Annotated in this window: 14 protein-coding genes; 10 read left to right on the forward strand and 4 right to left on the reverse strand. The window is 50.4% G+C overall.

The genetic code is table 11. From position 1 onward, the window contains the following. Positions 1–169 precede the first annotated feature (169 nt). The 4 genes from H6F68_RS08265 to H6F68_RS08280 all read left to right on the forward strand — a co-directional run bounded on the left by H6F68_RS08265 (position 170) and on the right by H6F68_RS08280 (position 6,815). Complete coding sequence (locus H6F68_RS08265) at positions 170–2,773, forward strand: cache domain-containing protein (protein ID WP_190558044.1); 2,604 nt, start codon at positions 170–172, stop codon at positions 2,771–2,773. A gap of 125 nt (positions 2,774–2,898) precedes the next feature. Further along, positions 2,899–4,908 carry an ATP-binding protein gene (locus H6F68_RS08270; RefSeq protein WP_199299979.1) on the forward strand — a complete coding sequence of 670 codons (2,010 nt, stop codon included), beginning with the start codon at positions 2,899–2,901 and terminating at the stop codon, positions 4,906–4,908. Positions 4,909–5,074: 166 nt separating this feature from the next. Beyond that, the gene (locus tag H6F68_RS08275; RefSeq protein ID WP_190443057.1) at positions 5,075–5,524 is read left to right on the forward strand and encodes an SRPBCC family protein; all 450 of its coding nucleotides are present in this window, start codon (positions 5,075–5,077) and stop codon (positions 5,522–5,524) included. 70 nt (positions 5,525–5,594) lie between these two features. Then, on the forward strand, positions 5,595–6,815 hold the full coding sequence (locus H6F68_RS08280) for a glutathione S-transferase family protein (protein ID WP_399313284.1): 1,221 nt from the start codon (positions 5,595–5,597) through the stop codon (positions 6,813–6,815). A 143-nt stretch (positions 6,816–6,958) separates the two neighbouring features. On the opposite strand, the gene fusA is transcribed toward H6F68_RS08280, so the two are convergent. Then, a complete protein-coding gene (gene fusA, locus H6F68_RS08285) occupies positions 6,959–9,043 on the reverse strand; it encodes an elongation factor G (RefSeq protein ID WP_190552398.1) in 2,085 nt (694 codons plus the stop codon). Positions 9,044–9,364: 321 nt separating this feature from the next. Beyond that, the gene (locus tag H6F68_RS08290; protein WP_190552399.1) at positions 9,365–10,654 is read right to left on the reverse strand and encodes a DEAD/DEAH box helicase; all 1,290 of its coding nucleotides are present in this window, start codon (positions 10,652–10,654) and stop codon (positions 9,365–9,367) included. 297 nt (positions 10,655–10,951) lie between these two features. Here H6F68_RS08290 and H6F68_RS28420 point away from each other — a divergent pair, with 297 nt between their 5' ends. Further along, a complete protein-coding gene (locus tag H6F68_RS28420; protein WP_199299980.1) occupies positions 10,952–12,685 on the forward strand; it encodes a WG repeat-containing protein in 1,734 nt (577 codons plus the stop codon). A 44-nt stretch (positions 12,686–12,729) separates the two neighbouring features. Here H6F68_RS28420 and H6F68_RS08315 read toward each other — a convergent pair whose 3' ends face one another. Together H6F68_RS08315 and H6F68_RS08320 are read right to left on the reverse strand one after the other, a co-directional pair. Next, positions 12,730–14,394, reverse strand: a complete 1,665-nt coding sequence (locus H6F68_RS08315; protein WP_190558046.1) for an NAD(P)/FAD-dependent oxidoreductase — start codon at positions 14,392–14,394, stop codon at positions 12,730–12,732. A 63-nt stretch (positions 14,395–14,457) separates the two neighbouring features. Beyond that, positions 14,458–15,582, reverse strand: coding sequence for a class I SAM-dependent RNA methyltransferase (locus H6F68_RS08320; protein ID WP_190558048.1), 1,125 nt, complete (start codon positions 15,580–15,582; stop codon positions 14,458–14,460). A gap of 254 nt (positions 15,583–15,836) precedes the next feature. Between H6F68_RS08320 and H6F68_RS08325 the strand changes: the two genes are divergently transcribed. From H6F68_RS08325 to H6F68_RS08345, 5 genes are all read left to right on the forward strand, one after another. Beyond that, positions 15,837–16,760, forward strand: coding sequence for a C1 family peptidase (locus tag H6F68_RS08325; RefSeq protein ID WP_190558050.1), 924 nt, complete (start codon positions 15,837–15,839; stop codon positions 16,758–16,760). Between the two features lie 182 nt (positions 16,761–16,942). After that, positions 16,943–18,193, forward strand: coding sequence for a hypothetical protein (locus H6F68_RS08330; protein WP_190558052.1), 1,251 nt, complete (start codon positions 16,943–16,945; stop codon positions 18,191–18,193). A 147-nt stretch (positions 18,194–18,340) separates the two neighbouring features. Beyond that, positions 18,341–18,673 (forward strand): hypothetical protein, encoded by a 333-nt coding sequence (locus H6F68_RS08335; protein WP_190558054.1) that lies wholly within the window; start codon positions 18,341–18,343, stop codon positions 18,671–18,673. Positions 18,674–18,715: 42 nt separating this feature from the next. Next, complete coding sequence (locus tag H6F68_RS08340; protein WP_190558056.1) at positions 18,716–20,236, forward strand: IPT/TIG domain-containing protein; 1,521 nt, start codon at positions 18,716–18,718, stop codon at positions 20,234–20,236. Continuing rightward, complete coding sequence (locus tag H6F68_RS08345) at positions 20,233–22,044, forward strand: DUF6734 family protein (protein ID WP_190558058.1); 1,812 nt, start codon at positions 20,233–20,235, stop codon at positions 22,042–22,044. Before H6F68_RS08340 ends, H6F68_RS08345 begins: the two co-directional genes overlap by 4 nt. The last annotated feature ends 34 nt before the right edge of the window (positions 22,045–22,078 follow it).

Below are 22,078 nucleotides of genomic sequence, written 5' to 3' on the forward strand. Positions count from 1 at the left end.
CGATCAAGCGTGGCACGAACCATTATGTGAGGCTGCTGAGCTACACTTAAGCTACAGGACAGGCACGGCTAGAAGGTATTAAGTAAAAGCTATTATAATTTTTGCTTTGTACCTATCATGAATGACTCTACTGTCCACTCACTTTTAAGCAGGCTCTAAACTAGGATACATGCAGAAGCTCTTGCATCCCCTGGTTAGAGGCTTATCGAATGTGCCGCTCAGAGTAGCGCTCATTGTTCCTTTTGTTCTGCAAATTACCGCGGCGGTTGGGTTAACGGCATATTTTTCCTTAAGAGATGGTCAGAGAGCAGTCAATGAAGTTGCGGCTGAGCTGAGAAACGAAGTTACAAATCGCGTCCATCAGCATCTTGCTAACTATCTAGAAACTCCGCAATTGGTCACTGCGATCAACGCCAGTGCGTTTCGCTTAGGGGAATTGAATCTGCAAGACGGCAAGCGTTTGGAGCAGCATTTCTGGCAACAAATGCAGTTGTTTCAGTCTTTAAGCCCGATCGCCTTTGGCAGTGAGCAGGGAGAGATTCATGCTGTGGACCGCTTGCAGGACGGAACCCTCGTCATTCGCGTGATCGATGCCTCCACTGCTGGCAAGTACCACACCTACACAATTAATCAGCAAGGTAATCGCCAGCAATTGATCCGACTGGATACCACCTTCGACCCTCGGATTCGTCCCTGGTATCGAGAGGCGGTGCAAGCAAATAAACCAACTTGGACAGCAGTCTATCCCTATTTCTCTTCTAGAGGGCTAGCCGTCAGTGCCACTCGACCTATTTATGACGAAGCGGGGACTTTAATTGGTGCGACCAATGCCACGGTTTCACTCTCACAACTGGATGACTTTTTGCACCGGCTGAAGGTGGGCCGCTCTGGACAAACCTTTATCATCGAGCGCTCAGGTAACCTCGTGGCTAGTTCAACGGCTGAGCTACCTTTTAGCTTGAATCTAGAGGGAGTGGCAGACCCGCGACGACGGCTAAGTGCGATCGCCAGCCGGAATCAAATGACTCGCCTGACCGCGCAACAATTACAACAATACTTTGGTAGTTTTAGCTCTATTCGGCAGAGCCAACAACTCAATTTTGTCGTGGAGGGTCAGCGGCAGTTTGTGCAAGTCATGCCCTTTACGGACGGTTATGGGTTGGACTGGTTGATTGTAGTGGTGGTGCCAGAAGCAGATTTTATGGAGCACATCGAAGCAAGCCGACGCACTACGGTTTTGCTGTGCCTAGGGGCGTTGCTGGTGGCGATCGTTCTAGGCGTGCTCACGTCTCACCGCATTACTGACCCAATTCTCCGCTTGTGCTCGGCCTCCCAAGCCCTAGCCAATGGGAACTTTAACCAAACTGTTAGCCTCGGAGGGGTGAATGAATTTAGAGTTTTGGCTCAAGCTCATAACCAGATGGCCGCACAATTGCGAGGCTCTTTTACAGCTCTAGAAGCAGTGAAGGATGAGTTAGAGCTGCGCGTGACACAGCGCACAGCCGAATTACAAGAACGTACCTTGCAACTGGGACAAGCCCTCGATTTAGAAGCACTGCTGAAAAGAGTTACAGATAAGGTGCGGGACAGTTTGGATGAAGCCCAGATTCTAGAAACTGTGGTACAGGAATTAAACCAGGCGCTAATCGCAGAGTGCTGTAATGCCGCCCTATATGATCTAGAGAAAAACGTCATTACAATCCACTACGAGGCGGTGAAGCCTGGTTGGCCTTCTAGTCAGAGCGGTGCATTGCCTCTAGAGACTGTCTCAGATGTACACCAAGCGTTGCTGGAGGGGCAGATCCTACAGTTCTGTCGCTTAGCACCCAAGTTTAGTAGACCTCAAGCGGCGATTTTGGCTTGCCCAATCTTTGATGATCAGGGAGTCTTAGGAGATCTATGGATCTTCCGCCTGCCCAACTGCGTGTTCGATGACCTAGAGGTCCGCTTAGTGCAACAAGCAGCCAATCAGTGCGCGATCGCCATTCGTCAAGCTCGCTTATATCAAGCAGCTCAAGCCCAAGTCGAAGTTTTGCAACATCTGCATCAACTCAAAGATGACTTCCTGAGTACCGTATCCCACGAACTGCGTACGCCAATCTCTAACATGAAGCTGGCACTTCACATGCTCAAGCTCTCTCCCTCCTCAGAGCGGCAGCAGCAATACCTAGAAATCCTACAAGCTGAGTGCGCCAGAGAAGCGAACCTAATCAATGACTTGCTAGACTTACAGCGACTTGAAGCAGATCGCTATCCTATATCCCTTGAGACAATTGTGCTTCAAGACTGGCTGACCAGCATCGTCCAACCATTTTCGACCCGAATGCAAGAGCGGGGTCAACAATTCACAGTTGATCTACCACCTCATGTTCTGCCGATTCAGTCAGACCGCAATAGCTTAGCTCGATTACTAGCTGAGTTGCTCAATAATGCCTGTAAATACACGCCACCTCAAGGCGAGATTCAACTGAGAGTTGAGCAGCAGATCGACCCCGCGCTCCCTGATCAACCTGCGGCACTCAGGACTCAGTTTGAAGTGAGTAACCAAGCGGAGATTCCGCCTGCTGCATTGCCTCATATTTTTGAGAAGTTTTACCGAGTGCCTCACGCCGACCCGTGGCGGCAAGGTGGAACTGGCCTAGGACTAGCCTTGGTACAAAAGCTAGTGGCGCAAATAGGTGGAGAGCTACGAGTAGACAGCGGCCAAGGTTGGACAACTTTTGAAGTGTTACTGGAAGGTCACGAAAATTCTGATTCTAGTCAACTCCGCTAATGACTTAGTTCCAGTAAGTAACCAGCCAAATCAGTAGTGAAGCTGCAAATCCTGAGCCTCTAGAAGCGCATCCTCTAGGATGAGAAGTAGGGGACTACAAATCAATAACTGTTGACCACAGGCCTATGCAACCGGATGCATCTAGGGACGAAACGAATTGGTTAGCCGCTCATGCTACTTTCTCTGGTGGTGGAGAAATGGGTGCGCTCATGCGGACGATTGACTGGGCTAAAACGCCGGTCGGATCGGCAGAGACTTGGCCCCAAAGCCTAAAGATTGCTGTTCGTATCCTGATGCAATGTCAGTTGCCAATGTACATTGCTTGGGGCCAGGAATTTACTCAGTTCTATAACGACGCCTATCGTCCGATTTTAGGTGATAAGCATCCAGCAGCTTTAGGAATTAGTGCCCAAGAAACCTGGCCAGAGATTTGGAGCACCATTGGTCCCATGTGGGCAGAGGTATGGCAAGGCAAGTCCTTTGGCTTTGATAATTTTAAGCTCACGATCGATCGCTTTGGCTATCCAGAGGATTGCTACTTCAATTTCTCTTATAGCCCTGTTCCAGATGACGCTGGTAACGTCGCAGGTATCCTCGTCACATTTACAGAAACAACCGAAAAGGTACTGCTTGAAAAACGGTTGCAAGCCAATGCCAACCAACTATCGCGCATCTTTAAACATGCGCCTGTAGGGATTGCTGTCCTACGAGGCTCAAATTTTGTCTTTGAGTTTGCTAACGAGCGCTACCTGGAACTGGTTGGTCACAGACTAGTGGTGGGTAAGTCGGTGCAGGCGGCGCTGCCTGAGTTGGCGGGTCAGGGTATTTATGAGTTACTCGACGTTGTTTACACAACGGGGCAACCCTACATAGGCAGAATCCAGGTAATGCTGAATCGTGGTCAGCCACAGACGATTGAGGAGTGCTTCTTTGAGGTCGTTTACCAACCTCTCCCCGATGAGTATGACAAGACCGACAGCATCGTTGTAGTTGCCTTTGAAGTAACTGAAATTTCTAATGCTCAGCGTGAAGCTGAGTTAGCCAACCGAGCTAAAGATGAATTCTTGGCAATGCTAGGGCATGAACTCCGCAATCCGCTCGCCCCGATCCTGACTGCGCTGAACCTGATGCGACTGCGCGGCATCTCAGAAGTAGACAAAGAACGGACAGTGATTGAGCGTCAAGTGCATCACCTAGTAGGTCTGGTCGATGATTTACTGGATGTATCGCGTCTCGCTCGGGGCAAGCTGACGCTCCAGCAGGAACCCTTGGAACTAGCAGCGATCGTTGCAGAAGCGGTGGAGCAGTGCAGCCCTTTATTAGAACAACGCCGTCACAACCTCACAATTAGGGTGCCTAGCACAGGTCTCATGATTGAAGCTGATCCTAGACGGTTGGCACAGGTGATTGCGAACTTGCTGAATAATGCGGCTAAATACACCGAGCCAGGAGGTGAGATTAGCATCTTAGCAGAGCGGGTAGACAGCGAAGTTTGGTTGCGTGTCAGCGATACGGGTAACGGCATTGCGCCTGAACTCTTACCCAAAGTATTTGACCTGTTCTACCAGGAGCAGCAGTCTATTGAGCGATCGCAGGGAGGTTTAGGGCTTGGACTGGCAATTGTCAAAAACCTAGTCACCCTACATGGAGGACGAGTATCAGCGGCGAGTGCAGGCAAAGGCCAAGGTAGCGAATTCTCGGTGTGGTTGCCATTAGCGCCTCAGTTGGCTCAAAGTGAGAAAACTCTAGCTGACATCCCTGCGCCGACGGGTCAGCAGCCACTTCGTATCCTCATCGTTGATGACAATATGGATGCGGCTGAAGTCTTGGCGATCTCGCTAAATCTCTGTGGGCATATCACGGAAGTTGCCTACGACGGTCTCCAAGGGCTGGAGATCGCTCAGTCTTTTCTGCCAGATATCGCGGTGCTGGATATTGGGCTGCCGGGGATGGATGGTTATGAGCTGGCTCGTCGTCTCCGTCACGTACCAGCCTTGAGCCAAATCCGGCTCTTAGCTCTAAGCGGCTATGGTCAGCCAGAAGACCGCGATCGCTCTCGTCAAGCAGGTTTCGCGGTGCATTTAGTCAAGCCCGTCGATCTAACTGAGCTAAGCGCGGCTTTGTCTGCAAACTAACCTGGAGCGCCCCGGAGTCCGGGCAGGCTGTGGCCACAGAAAGTGGTTCATTCTATTAGGCCAAACCCTCATAGTTCTCTCCCCTAGTAGGTGTAAGTTCACTAAAAGGGATCTAAGCTCAAAGTCTAGGCGAGACAAGTCAGACATTTAGTTAACAGGTAACTCGATGAGTATCCATGTAGAAAGAAGTATTCGGATTGACCGCTCTCCTCAAGAGCTGTATCAGTTCTGGCGCAACTTTGAGAACTTGCCACGGTTCATGAATCACCTAGAGTCAGTGAAAGTGTTAGATGAACAGCGTTCTCATTGGATTACCAAAGCTCCCCTAGGCAACCACATTGAATGGGATGCTGAGATCACGCAGGACCAAGAAAATGAGCTAATTTGCTGGCGATCGCTGCCTGGCAGTAATGTGCCTAACGAAGGCTGTGTCAGCTTTCGCAGCTCGGAGTACGAAGCGGGCACAGAAGTCAAGGTAACAATGGACTACAGCCCCTTTGGTGGCATGGCAGGAGCAGTCATTGCTACATTTTTGGGTGAAGCCCCAGACGGGCAGCTGTACGAAGATTTGTGGCGGCTCAAGCAGGAGATCGAAGGAGGAAACACTGCTCTTTAATTTCGCAAATTTGACATTGAGCTGGCTACAAAGCTATTTTCCAAACTAATCCGCATTGAATCGAGCCCTAATGACATCCATCTCTATGGCGATCGCTCCCCTCAGTTGGCCCGAACTAGAAGCTCTCACCGATTTTCAAGTCGATACGGTCAACGGGCCTACCAATGCTCAGGCTCGTTTGCGCCTGTTCGGGCACAGCGAGTCCGAGGTGCGCGTCACGCTATACCGCGACAATCACGCTTGGTGCCCTTACTGCCAGAAAATTTGGCTATGGCTAGAGGAAAAGCAGATTCCTTACCGCATCGAAAAAGTGACCATGTTCTGCTACGGAGAAAAAGAGAGCTGGTACAAACGCAAGGTGCCATCGGGCATGCTACCCGCGATCGAACTAGATGGCCGTCTGATCACCGAAAGTGATGACATTTTGATCGCCCTAGAACAGGTATTCGGCCCCCTCGGTCTTGGCATGAAAGACCCAACCGTGATGCCACTGCGGCAGTTGGAGCGGCTACTCTTTAGAGCTTGGTGTACTTGGCTTTGCTACCCAACCGGATCAGCTCGGCAAGAGCAGCGCAACCGGGAGCAATTTACAGGCGTAGTAGATAAGGTCGAGTTTGCCCTAGGCAGCACCCCTGGCCCTTACTTCTTGGAGGAATTCGGCACTGCTGATGTGATCTTTACTCCCTATGTCGAGCGCATGAATGCCAGTCTTTATTACTACAAAGGCTACTCGCTCCGAGAGGCAAACCCTCGTTTAGGCAACTGGTTTGCCGCAATGGAAAGCCGACCAACCTATTGTGGCACTCAAAGCGACTTTCATACTCACGTGCATGATTTGCCGCCTCAAATGGGGGGCTGCTGGGAAAACGGTGAGCCTCAGATGCTGCGGAACAAAGCCCAAGTCGATCAAGGCCCTTGGTTTGGGCTACCTGATGTAGCTTACCCAGAGCCTGAGACTTCACGGGCTGAAGCCCTGCACCGAGTAATCAAGCACCGCGCCAATATTATTCAGGTCAATCCCGCTGATGACAAACTATTTGATGAAGCTTTGCGGTGTGCTCTCACCTACATGATGACCAACCAAACCTGTTTGCCACCCTCAGGGTCTGATCTGGCGCTGCGATATTTGCGCGATCGCATTAACGCGCCCCGCGATATGTCTATCTACGCGGCTAAACAACTGAGGACAGCCTTAGAGACAACTGCTGCCTTGGTGGGCGATCGCCAGAGCCCTCCCCTTCCCGTCAAACATCGACGGGATCAAGATCCCGCTAACTTTGCCAGGAATTGAGACTGTCGATTTAGTTGTTGATTTAGGAATGGTTTTGTCGCAGTTCAATCCTTATCCTTAAGAAAAAAGCCTCCCACTGGGAGGCTTTTCTATCAGTTAGGAAACATCAAACGCTTACTGGAAGCAGCAAGCTACGTTTAGCCCTATGAAGCAGCTTGGCGCTCTTTGGTTTCCTTAATCACTTCCTCAGCGATGTTGTTTGGGCAAGGCGCATAGTGCGAGAACGACATCGAGAACTGACCACGACCTGAGGTCATCGTCCGGAGGTCACCAATGTAGCCAAACATCTCACTCAAGGGCACATCTGCCTTGATTCGGGCCCCGGTCGGGCCTGTCTCTTGAGATTTCATCATGCCCCGACGACGGTTGAGGTCGCCAATGACATCGCCCATGTAGTTGTCTGGAGTGAAGACATCTACGTTCATGATGGGTTCCAGCAGTTGAGGGCTCGCCTTAGGCATCGATTGGCGATAAGCTGCTTTAGCCGCGATCTCAAACGCCATTGCTGACGAGTCAACCGGGTGGAAACCACCTTCTAGGAGCGTGAACTTCAAGTCTAGGCAAGGGAACCCAGCCAATACACCTTTATCAATACAGCTTTCAAAGCCTTTCTGCACTGCTGGCCAGTATTCTCTAGGTACACTACCCCCTGTCACCTTGGACTCGAATACAAAACCAGTACCTGCTTCACCAGGCTCAATGACGTAGCCAATCTTGGCAAATTGACCCGAACCACCCGACTGCTTCTTGTGGGTGTAATCATCTTCCAGACGCTTGGTGATCGACTCGCGGTAAGCAACTTGAGGTTTGCCAACCTCTACTTCCACCCCGTGAGTCCGCTTGAGGATGTCAACCTTAATGTCTAGGTGTAGCTCACCCATCCCCTTCAGGATCGTTTCGCCACTCTCCTCATCCGTCATCATGTGGAAAGATGGGTCTTCTTGCACCATCTTGGTCAAGGCAGCGACCATTTTCTCCTCACCACCTTTGGTTTTGGGTCTAACCGAGATCGAAATCACAGGTTCTGGGAAGACCATTGGTTCCAATGTCGCTGGATTCTTGGGATCGCAGAGGGTATGGCCCGTCTGGACATTTTTCATGCCGACGATCGCAACAATGTCACCCGCTTGAGCCGATTCGATCTCTTCGCGGGAATTGGCGTGCATCTCCACCAAACGGCTGATCCGCTCGGTCTTACCAGTAGCCGTGTTGAGGACCGTATCACCCTTGGATAGTTTACCGGAGTAAATCCGGGTAAAGGTGAGCGCGCCAAAGCGATCGTCCATAATCTTGAACGCCAAAGCTCGCAATGGCTTTTCGGAGTCAACATAGGCGAAAGTGCCCATCTCGTTGCCTTCGAGGTCCATTTCTGGTTGAGGCTTGACTTCCGTAGGGTTAGGTAGATAGTCCACTACCGCATCCAGTACCAACTGTACGCCTTTATTTTTGAACGAGGAGCCGCAGTAGGTGGGGAAGAAGGCTAGGTCGATGGTGCCCTTACGAATACACCGCTTAATTTCGTCGATGGTCAGCTCTTCGCCTTCCAGGTATTTCTCCATCAGCTCGTCGTCTTGCTCGACCGCAGTTTCAATCAACTGCTCACGATAGGTCTCGACCTGATCGGCCATGTCGGCAGGAACATCTTTGATCTGGTAGTTCATGGGATCGCCAGAATTATCCCAGATCCAGGCTTTACGGGTTAGGAGATCAACGACGCCACTAAACTGCTCTTCCACGCCGATGGGCAACACCATAACCAAGGGCTTAGCACCTAGGACTTGTTCAACTTGCTTGACGACACGGTAAAAATCAGCTCCGGTGCGATCGAGCTTGTTAACGTAGATCACACGAGAAACTTTGGAGTCGTTTGCATAACGCCAGTTGGTTTCAGACTGGGGTTCCACACCACCAGAACCACAGAAAACACCGACACCACCATCGAGCACTTTAAGAGAACGATAAACTTCAATGGTGAAGTCTACGTGACCTGGGGTGTCAATGATATTGAGTTGGTGGTCGTTCCAGAAACAGCTCGTAGCAGCAGACTGAATCGTGATGCCACGCTCTTGCTCCTGTTCCATGAAGTCTGTCGTCGCCGCACCTTCATGGACCTCACCAATCTTGTGGATCTTACCGGTCAGTTTCAGGATTCTTTCAGTTGTGGTCGTTTTACCTGCATCAACGTGAGCGAAGATGCCGATATTGCGATAACGAGTGAGGTCTTTCATAGTTGCTCTTTAGATTAAATGCGACAAAACGTTGACGACCACCTGCAAGCGATACTCAGAGGGAATCGGTGTTGCTTTCGTAGCTAGTACAGGCTGAATTTCAACCACTTGGAATATTAGGGAACCCTTTTCCACACTTACGGCAACGTTGCCAATTGTAAAGTGTTGTGATGTAGGAGCGGTACTAAAATTCCCTAAAAATTAGGTCTTAAGCGCTCTCACGACTTAAGATCAAGAATTTTCCTCGACTCACCCTACTCTGATAGCTAATTCGGTGGCATTTCCCAGGTGTGGCTCTGGCTGAGGAACTAACGCAGACCCTTAACCAGTCCGGAGCTGTTTGCGATCGCGGCTTCTCGCGGAGGTGTGCTTTTTACCCTGGGTGGAAGCAGCTTGAGCCTGGGTTTTTGCCCCAGTACCACGACCTTGACCAGATCGCTTACGGCTAGATGGGTCTGCTTTCGACTGGGCTGAGGCGGTGGGCTCATATCCTGGAATGATGTCTCTACTAAAGGTGCGATTGAGCAAACGCTCAATATTTTTCAACAGGGGGTATTCATCGCCACAGACCAAGGAAACCGCTCGGCCCTCATTGCCTGCTCGACCTGTACGGCCAATGCGATGCACATAGTCTTCTGGCACATCTGGTAGCTCAAAGTTGACGACGTGAGGCAGCTGATCAATATCTAGACCCCGTGAGGCAACATCGGTAGCAACCAAGACCCGCACTTTTCCCTGCTTAAAATCACTCAAGGCACGGGTGCGAGCGGCTTGAGTTTTGTTGCCGTGAATCGCGGTGCTTTTTAGTCCATCTCTCGCCAACTGTTCAGCTAGGCGGTTGGCTCCATGCTTGGTGCGGGTAAAGACCAACACCTGCTGCCAGTTGTGGAACCCAATCATATAAGAGAGGAGTTCTTGCTTGCGATTGCGATCGACTAGATGCACCACCTGCTCTACTTGCTCAGCAGCAGTATTGCGGGGAGCAACTTCGATCAGGCTAGGAGAGTCAAGCAGGGTATTAGCCAACTGCTGAATCGCCTTAGAAAAAGTGGCGGAAAACATTAGGGTCTGCCGTGCTTGAGGCAGTTTCGCCAGAATCTTGCGGATGTCGTGGATAAAACCCATATCCAGCATGCGATCGCACTCATCTAGGACTAAGATCTCGACCTGGGAAAGGTCTAGAGTCTTTTGCCCCAAGTGATCCAGCAACCGACCGGGGGTAGCCACCAGAATGTCCACGCCCCGACGCAGGGTTTGAATTTGTGGTTCAATGCCGACGCCGCCATAAATAACGGTAGCTCGCAAAGATAGGTACTTACCATAGGTTTTGACGCTATCACCCACCTGAGCCGCTAATTCACGAGTCGGTGTGAGGATGAGGGCACGAGGTGAGCGATCGCCCTTACCAGCAGTTTTGGCGCTAAGGCGTTGCAGAAGTGGCAGAGTAAAGCCAGCAGTCTTGCCTGTCCCGGTTTGAGCACTAGCAAGAATGTCTTGCCCTTTCAAAATAGCGGGAATTGCTGCCTGCTGAATCGGAGTAGGTTCGGTGTAGCCCTGCTCAGCAACAGCACGAAGCAAGTCGGCCGAAAGACCGAGGTGTTGAAATGTCATGGATGCGATCGCTCCTAGTGGTGCCCCTATCCCAAATTCAGTACCTGGGACCAGTCTAAGAGCAGGAAACTTATGATTCAGTTGGAGAGCTTGGATGAGCAAGTTCCAATGCGCCAGCAACAGACCGGAATGTACTGGCAGAAATTCATCTTAACAGGAATTCAGGCAAAGTGGGGCCAATGAAGCAAGAGACTAGGGAAAGATCCAGTTTTAGTTTCATCCCATCAGGCGTAGTGGTTAGCCTGGAGAATTGCTCAGACTGGTAAAGAGACTCAATCTGGCTAGGAGCAACTTTTCATGTCCGGTGCTAAATGGTGGGGAAATCTGGCGATCGCCACCTTCTCTATGTGGAGCGTTAACTCATCCGTCGCTTTGAGCTTTTCTGATACTTCAACTCACTGGGGGCAAGCTTGCATTGACCAACTGTCGCAACGCAAATTAGTCAACGGTTACCCAAATGGTACCTTTAGGCCCAACCAGACCGTGACTCGGGCTGAGTTTGCCGTCTTGATGCTGAATGCTTTTCCCAACCTGCCGCAATCGCAGAGAGCCCCCACCTTTCGGGATGTGCCAACTACTTACTGGGCTTATCGAGCGATTCAGGATGCGGCTGCCCGCCAACTTTTTTCTGGTTATCCAGATGGCACCTTTAAACCGACTCAAGCGATTCCGCGAGTCCAGGCGATCGCGATTGCTACCAATGCCTTAAATCATCCAGCTCCCGATCAACCTGATGCAGTCTTACGACAATATTTTGACGATGCCGCTCAAGTACCTACTTATGCCAAACGGGCGATCGCCGCAGGGACACTGAACCGTTTAGTCGTGAATTACCCGCAGGTCAAACAACTCCGACCCAACCAAGCAGCTACTAGGGGGGAAGTGGCAATACTCCTTTGCCAAGCTTTAGCTTCTAGCCAACCAGAACTCGGTCAAACGGTTCCTAGTCAGTACATTGCTGGGAACCAGAGCGGGTTTGCCATTCCTTCTGCATCGGGTGGGTTTGGACAGTTTTCTCAAGGGCTTACAGTTGCACAGAAAGATGGACGCTACGGATATATCGATACGACTGGCAAAACCGCGATCGCCCCTCGCTTTAATGTGGCTTTGCCGTTTTCGGAAGGGTTTGCGGCTGTGGGAGTTGTCCCCGATGCCCAAGGAACTCGCTGGGGCTATATCGATCGCCAAGGGCAATGGCTAGTGGAGCCGCAGTTCGCTAGCGCCCAACCTTTCTCCGCCGGACTGGCAGCCGTTAGAGTAGGCAACAAGGTTGGCTTTATTGACCGCACTGGCAAACTTGTAATTTCGCCGCAGTTCGACGACGCTCTCCCCTTTTCCGAAGGATTGGCTGCTGCACAACTCAATCAGCAATGGAGTTTTATCAACCCTCAGGGGCAGTGGGTGATTCCCATCCAACCTTATGGCTCAGTTGCTCCATTTTCTGAAGGATTAGCTCAGGTTGAGCGCAACAATCGGATTGGCTTTATTGATAAAACCGGAACGGTGGTCATTCCACTCCAATTTACGGGTGCTCAGTCGTTCGCAGGCGGATTGGCAGCAGTACAAACCACTGAGAGCCGCTGGGGCTACATTGATAAAAGCGGCAAGCTAGTGATTCCACCCCAGTTCTATCGGGCACAATCCTTTGCTGAAGGGTTAGCGGGCGTATTAATTGCTGATAAATGGGGTTTCATTAATGCCCAAGGCGCGATCGCGATTCCGGCGCAGTTCTATGCTCCCCAAGCTCAAGCGGGCAATGGCACCTCCGTCGTGGCCGAAGATGTAGCCGTAGTATCTCCCTTCTCCAGTGGGCTGGCAATGGCACGACTCGGAAACAAAGCAGGCTTTATCGATAAAAGCGGCAAGTTTGCGATCGCACCTCAATTTGCAGATGCCAATTCCTTCTCAGAAGGTTTGGCCTACGTGAATCTGGGTGGACGTTGGAGCACTCAAGCTCCTGGCCCTGAAGGTCCATACTTAACGCAGCTTGAAGGAGGGGAGTGGGGCTATATTCGCGCTCCGGGTCGTTAGTCTATTAATTGGTTATGAAGCAAGAGTTGTGAAGCAGGAGTGAATTAAGCAGTCTGAGTTGCCCCCTGCCCAGTTCCTTGATTCACCCCTTGCAAGATGTTGAGGGCGACTGCCTCTGCGACTTTAATGCCATCGATACCCGCCGAAAGAATTCCGCCAGCGTATCCCGCTCCTTCACCCGCCGGATAAAGCCCTGCCGTGTTGAGGCTCTGATACTCTGTGTTGCGTTTAATCCGAATTGGGGAGGAAGTGCGGGTTTCTACCCCGGTTAAAACGGCATCGTGCATGGCAAAGCCTTTGATCTGTTTGTCGAAGGCAGGCAGCGCTTCACGGATGGCGGCGATCGCATAATCGGGCAAGCTAGAGCTGAGATCGCAGAGATGCACCCCCGGACGATAGGAAGGCTTGACACTACCGAGGGTAGTTGAAGGCTGCTGAGCTAGAAAGTCGCCCACCAACTGTCCCGGAGCCTCATAAGTGCAACCGCCCAACTCAAAAGCTCGCTCTTCTAATTGACGCTGAAGCTCCATTCCTGCTAGAGGGTTGCCCGGATAATCTTCTGGCGTAATGCCAACGACGATGCCGCTGTTCGCATTTTTGCCGCTGCGCTCATACTGGCTCATGCCGTTTGTGACGACTCGCCCCACTTCTGAGGTTGCCGCTACCACTTGCCCTCCTGGACACATACAGAAGCTGTAGACCGATCGCCCATTTGAGCAGTGATGCACCAACTGATAATCGGCTGCACCCAAAATCGGATGGCCCGCCTGAGATCCCAATCGGCACTGATCGATCACAGATTGGGGATGCTCGACTCGGAAGCCAATCGAAAAAGGCTTAGGTTCAATGTAAACACCTTGCTGATGCAGCATCTCGAACGTGTCACGGGCACTGTGACCCACAGCTAGGATCACGTGTTCGCTGGGGATATACTCCCCAGTAGCTAGAACCACACCTCGCACTTGCCGATTTTCACCATGCTCCTCGATCTCAATCGTTTGCACCCGACTCTCAAAGCGGAATTGACCGCCCAATGATTCGATCGTGCGACGCATATTCTCAACAATTTTGACTAGTCGATAGGTACCAATGTGGGGTTTGTTGACATAGAGAATTTCCGGAGCAGCCCCTGCATTCACGAATTCTTCGAGGACTTTTCGCCCGTGATGATTGGCATCTTTCACGCGGCTGTAGAGCTTGCCATCCGAAAAAGTGCCTGCACCCCCTTCGCCAAATTGCGCGTTAGATTCGGGGTTGAATTTGCCCTTGCTCCAGAAGCCAAAGGTATCGACCGAGCGATCGTGGACTGGCTTCCCCCGTTCTAGAATCAGCGGGCGAAACCCCATTTGTGCCAACAGCAACCCCGCAAAGATGCCACAGGGACCCGCACCAATTACGATCGGTCGATTCGCCAAAGATGCAGTTGTCGTGTTAGGAGCCTGGGCCACATACCGATAGCTCGTATCAGGCGTGGGCACAACATGCGGATCTTTTCTGAATCGCTGGAGTAGCCGCTTTTCTTGAGTCGTTTCTACATCCAGAATATAAACAAAAACAATGTCATCTTTTTTACGAGCATCATAGCTGCGCTTGAAGATGGAAAAGCTGACTAGCTCGGCAAGCGTAATTTGCAGCTTTTTGAGGATTGCGGCCTGAAGTGCCTCTTCAGGGTGATCAAGCGGTAGTTTTACTTCGGTGAGTCGGAGCATGATCGATGTTGGGTGGTGCTACGAGCGTTCTTCCAGCCTGGATTTGATATTTAGTCCAGATCTCTAGTACAGCTCATATTTCATTAACTGGCAGGGCAGCGTTCCATTGTACACCGCGATTCGCTGGCTTGATTTCAGCCCGATCGACTGAGCCAGCTCTTTGTTGCCGCTCAAGATAAAAGCAGTCCAACCTTTAAACCGCTGTTTCAAAACGTCACCGAGCTGTTTGTAAAATGCGCCCAGGTCAGTGTCTCGGCCCAAGCGATCGCCGTAGGGAGGATTGCAGAATACAACCCCGCTATCGGTCGGTGCGACTACCTCAGAAAGATCCATCTCCGAAAACCAGATCTGATCCAATACCCCGCACGTTTGGGCATTGGCGATCGCCTGCTCAATCACCTTGGCATCGCGATCGCTGCCCCAAATCGGTGCAGGTAACGTGTCCCGTTGATTGGATTCCGCCTCTTGAATCAAGCCTTCCAGAAGATTGAGGTCAAAGTCAAGCCAGGTTTCAAACCCAAATCGTTCCCGAAACAGTCCTGGGGCAATATTGAGCGACTTTAGACAAGCTTCTAGGGGTAAGGTGCCAGAGCCACAGAGCGGGTCATAAAACATTTGCTCCGGTTGCCAGCCGGAAAGCTGAATTAAGGCTGCTGCTAAAGACTCTTTCAGCGGGGCCGCTCCAACCGCAGGACGATAACCTCGGCGGTGCAAACTGTTTCCAGAACTATCCAGGCTGACTGTGCAGCCCTCACGATCGATATGAATATTAATCTGCACATCCGGTTCTTGCAGCTCGACATTGGAGCGATCGCCAAACTGCTCTTGCTGCTGGTCCACGATGGCATTTTTAGCCTGTAGCGCGGTGAAGTGAGTGTGGTTAAGTTGATCGGTTTTGCCCGTCGCGTTCACTGCCAACGTTAAATCTGGCGTCAGATACTCGGACCAATCGATCGTCTGAATCCCACGATAAAGATCTTCGGCACTCTGGCAAGGAAACTGGTGCAGCTTCATCAGGATACGGAACGGCAACCTTGCCCACAGGTTAACGCGGTAAAGCAAGGTACGATCGCCCTCAAATGCGGCACCACAAAACCCTGGCTTCACAGAATGTGCGCCTAGCTGCTCTAATTCCTGAACGATGAGTGGCTCTAAACCATTCGCCACCGTAGCAAAATACTGATTCATACTGACTCACTGCTGAATAGGTCGCACCTTCTTATTGATATAGTCCCTTAGCCGAGGCGCAACCAGAGCGGTTTCATCCAAGAAAACAATCTCCCCTAACACGAAACACCCTGTAATCTCAGTTCCCTAGGTAGAACGCGATACAGCACGGTAAGTTTTGTAACTAATTGGGGAAAATACGGAATTAACCAAACAAGGGCTGAAGCATATAAAAGTCCGCACCTCATCCTGAAAATCGAAAGTCACAACATTGCATGAATGGAATCCCTAGTCGTCAACATGGCATGGGCTGGATACGCGATTATCCTGATCATCGAGATCTAAGGTTGACCAGTAAAGTCATCCGACCCATGATGGAAACTGTCATGGGTCAATCTGCAGAACTGATTGAAAAAAGGCAATTCAAAAAGTTAGAGTTACCTGCTTTCGTTGATCTGCGCTCAGGGTTCTCTCCAGTTGAAGATCAAGGCAAAATCGAGTCTTGCACTGCTCATGTTGTGAGCGCCATTGCCGAGTACTTGGAACAAAAAGCTTTCAATGAGTACAGCCATCGCTCCCGCTTGTTTCTCTATAAAGCCACCAAAAATTTGTTGCGAGCCCAAGGCAATGTTGGAGTGTTTTTACGCACTGCGATGGGAGCTTTGCGGTTATTTGGGGCTCCGCCAGAGGAGTACTGGCCCTACGACCTTAGCAAGCAAGACGAAGAACCACCCGCGTTTTGCTATGCCTTCGCTGCTAACTACAAATCAGTTAACTATGTCCGTCTAGATACCCCAGACATTGATACTGCCGAGTTGTTGATGGCTATCAAAACCCAATTAGCAGCAGGTTTTCCCTTAGCTTTCGGCACCATGCTCTTTGATACGCCTTTGATGCATGCTAGTCGGCCTGAAACCCTCGGTCAATTGCCATATCCATGCAACAGCGATCGCCCGAAGGGAGGTCATGCAATGGTGGCTGTGGGCTATGACGACTCCATTGTGATTGAGCATCCCAAAGCGGGTGGGAGCAAAAGCAAAGGCGCAATCTTAATCCGGAATTCCTGGGGCACGGGTTGGGGTAAAGATGGGTATGGTTGGCTGCCCTACAGCTACATTCAGGGTGGACTTTCGGTGGATTGGTGGGTGCTTCTTAAACAGGACTGGGTAGATACTGGCGTATTTGGCCTCAGCTGCTAAAACCAAGCGCTGTTCGCGATGTGAACAAACAACATCGTTACTCTCTCGCTAAAAGTTTTTGACTGTCACTGCAAGCTCCAAATCAGAAAAAACAGATTCAAGAGAAACAGTCTCTGCTGATTTGCTGGTGCTCAGCGGTCGAATTGCCTCGGATTTATTAAACATCAAGGAGATCTTTAGACATGGCTCGTAATCGCAAGCAAAACAATGATTCCAACCCTGAGAACTTGAGTGCTGATATGGAACTACAACCTCAGCCTGAAGCGATCGCCCCTGTAGATGAAGCAGTGGCAGGTGGCGTAGAGCGCTTGATGGAAGTCATCGAGCGTAGCGTGGAAAACGTTGGCAGTGATGAAGCCGAGCGCGAATTGCTCCGTCAGGGAGTGACCACGATTGTGCAAGATACCTTGTTGGAATTCTTGCGACCCCAAGAAGGCAACATGGAATCGATGGCGATGGGCTTAGTCCAACCTGTAGGTGAATCGTTAACCCTGGGTGCTGATGGTGCAAATGGCACCACAGAGCGGGCGATCGATGCAGCGGTGAGAGGTTCTCAGCAAACGGGTATGGCGTTTGTTGACTTCACTCAAGGCTTAATCACAGGTACTTTCAACTCGATTATCAAAGCTACCGTTGATCAGATGAAAGCCTACAGTGAAATGGTGGCTGACCTGACCAAGAGCTTGAAGGAATTTGCCTCCGATAACGTTTCCGAGGATGCGATTTCGGAAACGTTGTTAGAAATGGCTTTTGAGGAAAAAGTTGGTAACGAAACTAAACCCTTTAAGGTGGAAGCAGATCAACCTCGACGCTCCTATCATCTGAAGCGGCTTTACTTCCTTGCTCCTGTCACGGGTGGCTACCGAGCAGAAATCCTGAAGGTGTTCGGCCTTGGTACATTTGTTAATTCTAAAGGTCAAATTGATGATAGCGTTAAAGACCAGTTAGACAAAGACGACATCACAGGTCTTGGTGCCCTAGATGGCTCGGGCAAAAAGAATTATCTAGCTACCGATATTGCCACCATTCGAGCCGCAGTTAAGCATGGTCTCGCCAAGGATGGCATGAACCAACTTCGGCAGATGGCGCGTGAGGGCATGGCTCGGATCGTCATCACCGAGGGTGAAATCAATACCAAACTTCTGTTCCGGGTGTCCTCTACTGACTCCACCACCACAAACAAGACCAACACTAATCGCACTAGCTTCGGTGGTTCGCTAAAAGCAGGTGCCATGTGGGGTTGGGGTAATGCTAGCCTCAGCGCCTACTACAATAACCTGAGCGTCAGTACGGTAGATCAAACTACGGTGGGCAACATCGAAACGCTGACCCAAATGAGCGGTCAAGTCACCTTGAAGTTCAAGACTGACTACAAGCCACTCAACGATGGTACAGGTACAGTGAAAGAGTCGGATCTCGCTCCTATCGTTTAGAGCTTCATTCCTCTGGTATGGACTAGCGTTGATACCCAGTTAGACCTAACCCCTTCCCTTTCCTCAAGGGAAGCTAGATTTAAAGCCTCTCTTCGCTGCGGAAGGGGTTGGGGAGAGGTCAGCCGAAACTTTCAATTTTTCGAGAATATGAATCCCGCTATTCACTTTAGTGACTTAGTTGTGATGACCGCTGGGGAGATCTCTCAAATTCCCGTGACGCACGAACTAGCGCCCGATGAAATTGAGGAATTAGTAACTGAGTCGAATCTCCAGAACTTGGCCTCAGAAATGGCTCTTCCAACTTTAAGGCTTGATGAAATTGCGATCGCGGTCCCGGTGCATTTTCATCTCTCGCCGCGATCGGACAATTCGCTATCAGAGACTCGACTGATGACTACCTTACCTTCACCTCTGGTACCAAAGTCAGTCAATGCTTTGAGTCATTTTAGAGTTACCTTAAAGCTAAATCCTCTGGACTAAATTCTTTTAGTTCTTGCCATCTCATTACGTGACATAGCCTCTGTGACCAATAGCGATCGCCCCCTGACTCCCAATGAACCTCCTGCTCTACCTAACGATGAGTGGGAGTTATCTGAACTAATCCAAGTGATCACGGCAGAGTTGGATCAAGCTCAAGATACCTTGATCCTCAAGTCGCAAAATCGTCGGTTGTCCATGATGGTCAACCAGTTAAACCTGGATCTCCAAGTGGATGTTCGCCGCGACCCCAACGGCCATCTCATGTTTCGCACCGTAGCTCCTGGTCAAACGGGGGCTACTGTTTTAAAGCTAGGTTTCACGCCCGCCCTCGATACCCAAGTTCAAGAAACCCGTAAGTCTGTCGATCTGGAAACGGGTGATTATCGACGCCTAGAAGACCTGCCAGAAATCCAGAGTGTCGAGATCCAGAAACTCAAAACGGTTGGGATTCACTCCGTCAATGATTTGGAAGTGGCAACCCAAACGCCTGCCATGCTGACAGAGATTTCGTCTAAAAGCGGGTTGGGTGAAACGCGGTTGCGTTTGTGGCGCAACTTACCATTGATTACGCAAATCAAACCGGAGAGCGGTGCTCCTGGAAGCACTGTGATCATTGATGGTGCCAACTTCGGTGCGCCAACAGATACGGTTGAAGTTTACTTTCAAGATAAACTGGCTAGAATTCGCGATCGCACTAATAGTCGCTTGACGGTAGAAATGCCGCGAAATGTCATTGGTGGCGGGTTGGTGGTGGTGAAAACTGCGAACCAGAAAACCAATCTGCTACCCTGGCGAGCCGATATTGTGGATCTGAATGTTCAAGATGTTGTGCTAGATTCACCTACCCCATTGGTAGCGGGGCAAGAAGTGACATTTCGAGCAATTCTAAGTAACCAAGGTAACGTGGATGCTGCAGGCTTTGATGTTAGCTGGGAAGTCTCTCAGGTCGGAATTCGTAGGGTGCCGCCATTAGACTCTGCGGGTTCGATGATGCTACGAGCTGTAGTGGATGACTCAGACGATATCCAGGCAACGCCTACCCAATCTATTAAGCAAGTGCTGTATTCCCATACGGCTCTGCGATCGCAACAGCAATCAACTGATGGTGCGCTCCTGTTTACCCACAAGTTTGACCAACCTGGCACTTACCAAATTAGTTTCACTGCTGATCCAGGTAATCAAATTTTCGATCAATTACGCACGAATAATCAATTTGTGCGTGAGTTTGTAGTGAATCCTCCGCCACCTCCTGCTCCCTTCTTCAATGCAGCGCCGGATCAGTTTACGCCCAAATTTGGCAAGGCAGGGGATATTATCACTCTGTCTGGCCAAAACTTCACTGTGGGGACAGCTGCCGTTCGGTTTGGTTCTGTGAATGGCACTATAGTCGGTACGCCGACTGCAACACAGATTATGGTGAGAGTGCCGTCCTTCTCACGAGGGGTAAAAGTGCTAGTCACAGTTCAGACAAGAGGTGGAACCGTGACTAGCACTGATAGTTTCACCGTCGTTGTGCCTGGTTACTATGGTTCGGGAACGGCGATCGGAAGTAATCTCTTATGAACCAAGCGATCGCCCGCTCGGTGTGGTCGTTCTGGACGAAACCTTTCCGATCGCATCGCCAAACCATCTGGTTTAGTGAAAAACATCATCTGCTGGCTTGGATCTTGTCGCTCGAAACCGCGCGAAAACATTATCCTGAGACTGCGCTGGTGACGGATAATGCTGGAGCCAAGATGTTGATCGATGGGTTGGGCCTAGAGTTCGATGCTGTAACAACCGAGTTGAATGCGTTGCAAGCTCAAGACCCAGATTGGTGGATTTTAGGTAAACTATGGGCTTACCGCAGCCAAACCCAGCCTTTCATCCATGTCGATAACGATGTGTTCTTGTGGAAGCCGCTGCCCCCGGTCGTCAACACTGCGCCTGTGCTTGCTCAGAACCCGGAGTATTTTGTCTTTGGCAAACCCTTAGCAACGTGCTGGTGGTATCGCCCAGAAATTTTTAATCATCGCGTCAAAAGTACAAATGGTTGGCTACCGGATGAGTGGAACTGGTATTTTGCCAAGCGCCGAAATCTGGCTTATTGCTGCGGTATTATGGGCGGCGCTCAGGTAGACTTTATTCGCCACTACGCTGACATGGCTTTGCGAATTGCTGCCGATCCTGGCAATCAAGCGGCTTTGGCGTTGATGGATAACAAACTAGGAGATTGCCTACTGATTGAGCAATATTTTTTAGCAGCTTGTATTGAATATCATCAGCAGTTGGCAGATTCGCCCTTTGCCGATGTCAGTATTGAATGCCTGTTCGATTCCCCAGAAGCGGCTTTTTCCTCTCAACAACCTGACCAGCTCGGCTATACCCATTTAATTGGAGAAGCCAAGCGAGATGCTGCGATCGCCCAGCGTCTAGAAAAACGAGTAGCTGAAGAGTACCCAGATCAGTATCAACGGTGTTTACGGTATTTAGAAAAAGTGGAATTTTTTCTGGGTAGCGATCGCACCTATTCGCCAGTTGCCGCTCAAACTGAAGATTTACTAGAAGTGTCAGGTAGCGACACCGAACTAGGCTCAAGCCTTAACTCTACTGCATCTCCGCTTACATACCCAACGCCTACAGACCTGAATCGAGTTATTTATGCAAGTTGGCATCATGATCAGGTGTTGGCTAGAAACGCATTTCTAGAGCTAATACAGACTGTAGGACTGGTGATTCAGTTTGCTAAACCAGTACGTGTAGATAGCCTCCATCAGCGAAGTGTTTTGCTTTGGAGCCATGGTACAGACGCGATCGCTACTCAGCAGCTAATGCATCAGCTCAAAATTCAGCCTGTGCAGGTCACTGCTCTGACGAACAAACAAATTTGCTGGCGCGTTGGTGAAACAGGCATCGAAAATGGGTTTCAGCTGATCGGTGAAACTGAAGCGTTAGAAAATGTCCTGCTTACAGACGCAGTTCAGCTGACTTGGCCTGAAGCGCAGCAATTTATAAAAGCAAGCGAACTAGATCAGCTCACTGTCGAACTGCGAGGGGACTGGATTCTAAATGAAGAAGTTCTGTTCAATATAGATCTAGAGTTGCAAATGGAGTTAGAGCGAGGCACTATTTCACCAAAGTTGCGAGAGTGTTTTAGTAGTAATGGCATTCCACTTTCGGGATCTGTAGCGATCGCGTCTGAAGCAACAGGATTATGCTGGCGCTTGGTTGCCCAGGACAAGCTGTATGTGATTCGAAAAGATACAAGACAGTTGAGCGTTCGTCGTCTTTGCGCCTTAGATGGGAATCATATTTGGCCTGGGGTACCAGAACGTCCTAGCGGCAATGGTTGTGAGGGTGGAGATTGGCTCAGCGTCATTCATCTACAGTAATGAAGGACTGGCGATCGCGAAATCTTCTAATTCC

The organism is Trichocoleus sp. FACHB-262, assembly GCF_014696035.1.
In the GTDB taxonomy this organism is placed as follows: Bacteria; Cyanobacteriota; Cyanobacteriia; order FACHB-46; family FACHB-46; genus Trichocoleus.

Coding starts and splice junctions, on each gene's coding strand:
- H6F68_RS08265 (WP_190558044.1), top strand. CDS start 170: ATGCAGAAGCTCTTGCATCCCCTGGTTAGAGGCTTATCGAATGTGCCG.
- H6F68_RS08270 (WP_199299979.1), top strand. CDS start 2,899: ATGCAACCGGATGCATCTAGGGACGAAACGAATTGGTTAGCCGCTCAT.
- H6F68_RS08275 (WP_190443057.1), top strand. CDS start 5,075: ATGAGTATCCATGTAGAAAGAAGTATTCGGATTGACCGCTCTCCTCAA.
- H6F68_RS08280 (WP_399313284.1), top strand. CDS start 5,595: ATGACATCCATCTCTATGGCGATCGCTCCCCTCAGTTGGCCCGAACTA.
- fusA (WP_190552398.1), bottom strand. CDS start 9,043: ATGAAAGACCTCACTCGTTATCGCAATATCGGCATCTTCGCTCACGTT.
- H6F68_RS08290 (WP_190552399.1), bottom strand. CDS start 10,654: ATGACATTTCAACACCTCGGTCTTTCGGCCGACTTGCTTCGTGCTGTT.
- H6F68_RS28420 (WP_199299980.1), top strand. CDS start 10,952: ATGTCCGGTGCTAAATGGTGGGGAAATCTGGCGATCGCCACCTTCTCT.
- H6F68_RS08315 (WP_190558046.1), bottom strand. CDS start 14,394: ATGCTCCGACTCACCGAAGTAAAACTACCGCTTGATCACCCTGAAGAG.
- H6F68_RS08320 (WP_190558048.1), bottom strand. CDS start 15,582: ATGAATCAGTATTTTGCTACGGTGGCGAATGGTTTAGAGCCACTCATC.
- H6F68_RS08325 (WP_190558050.1), top strand. CDS start 15,837: ATGAATGGAATCCCTAGTCGTCAACATGGCATGGGCTGGATACGCGAT.
- H6F68_RS08330 (WP_190558052.1), top strand. CDS start 16,943: ATGGCTCGTAATCGCAAGCAAAACAATGATTCCAACCCTGAGAACTTG.
- H6F68_RS08335 (WP_190558054.1), top strand. CDS start 18,341: ATGAATCCCGCTATTCACTTTAGTGACTTAGTTGTGATGACCGCTGGG.
- H6F68_RS08345 (WP_190558058.1), top strand. CDS start 20,233: ATGAACCAAGCGATCGCCCGCTCGGTGTGGTCGTTCTGGACGAAACCT.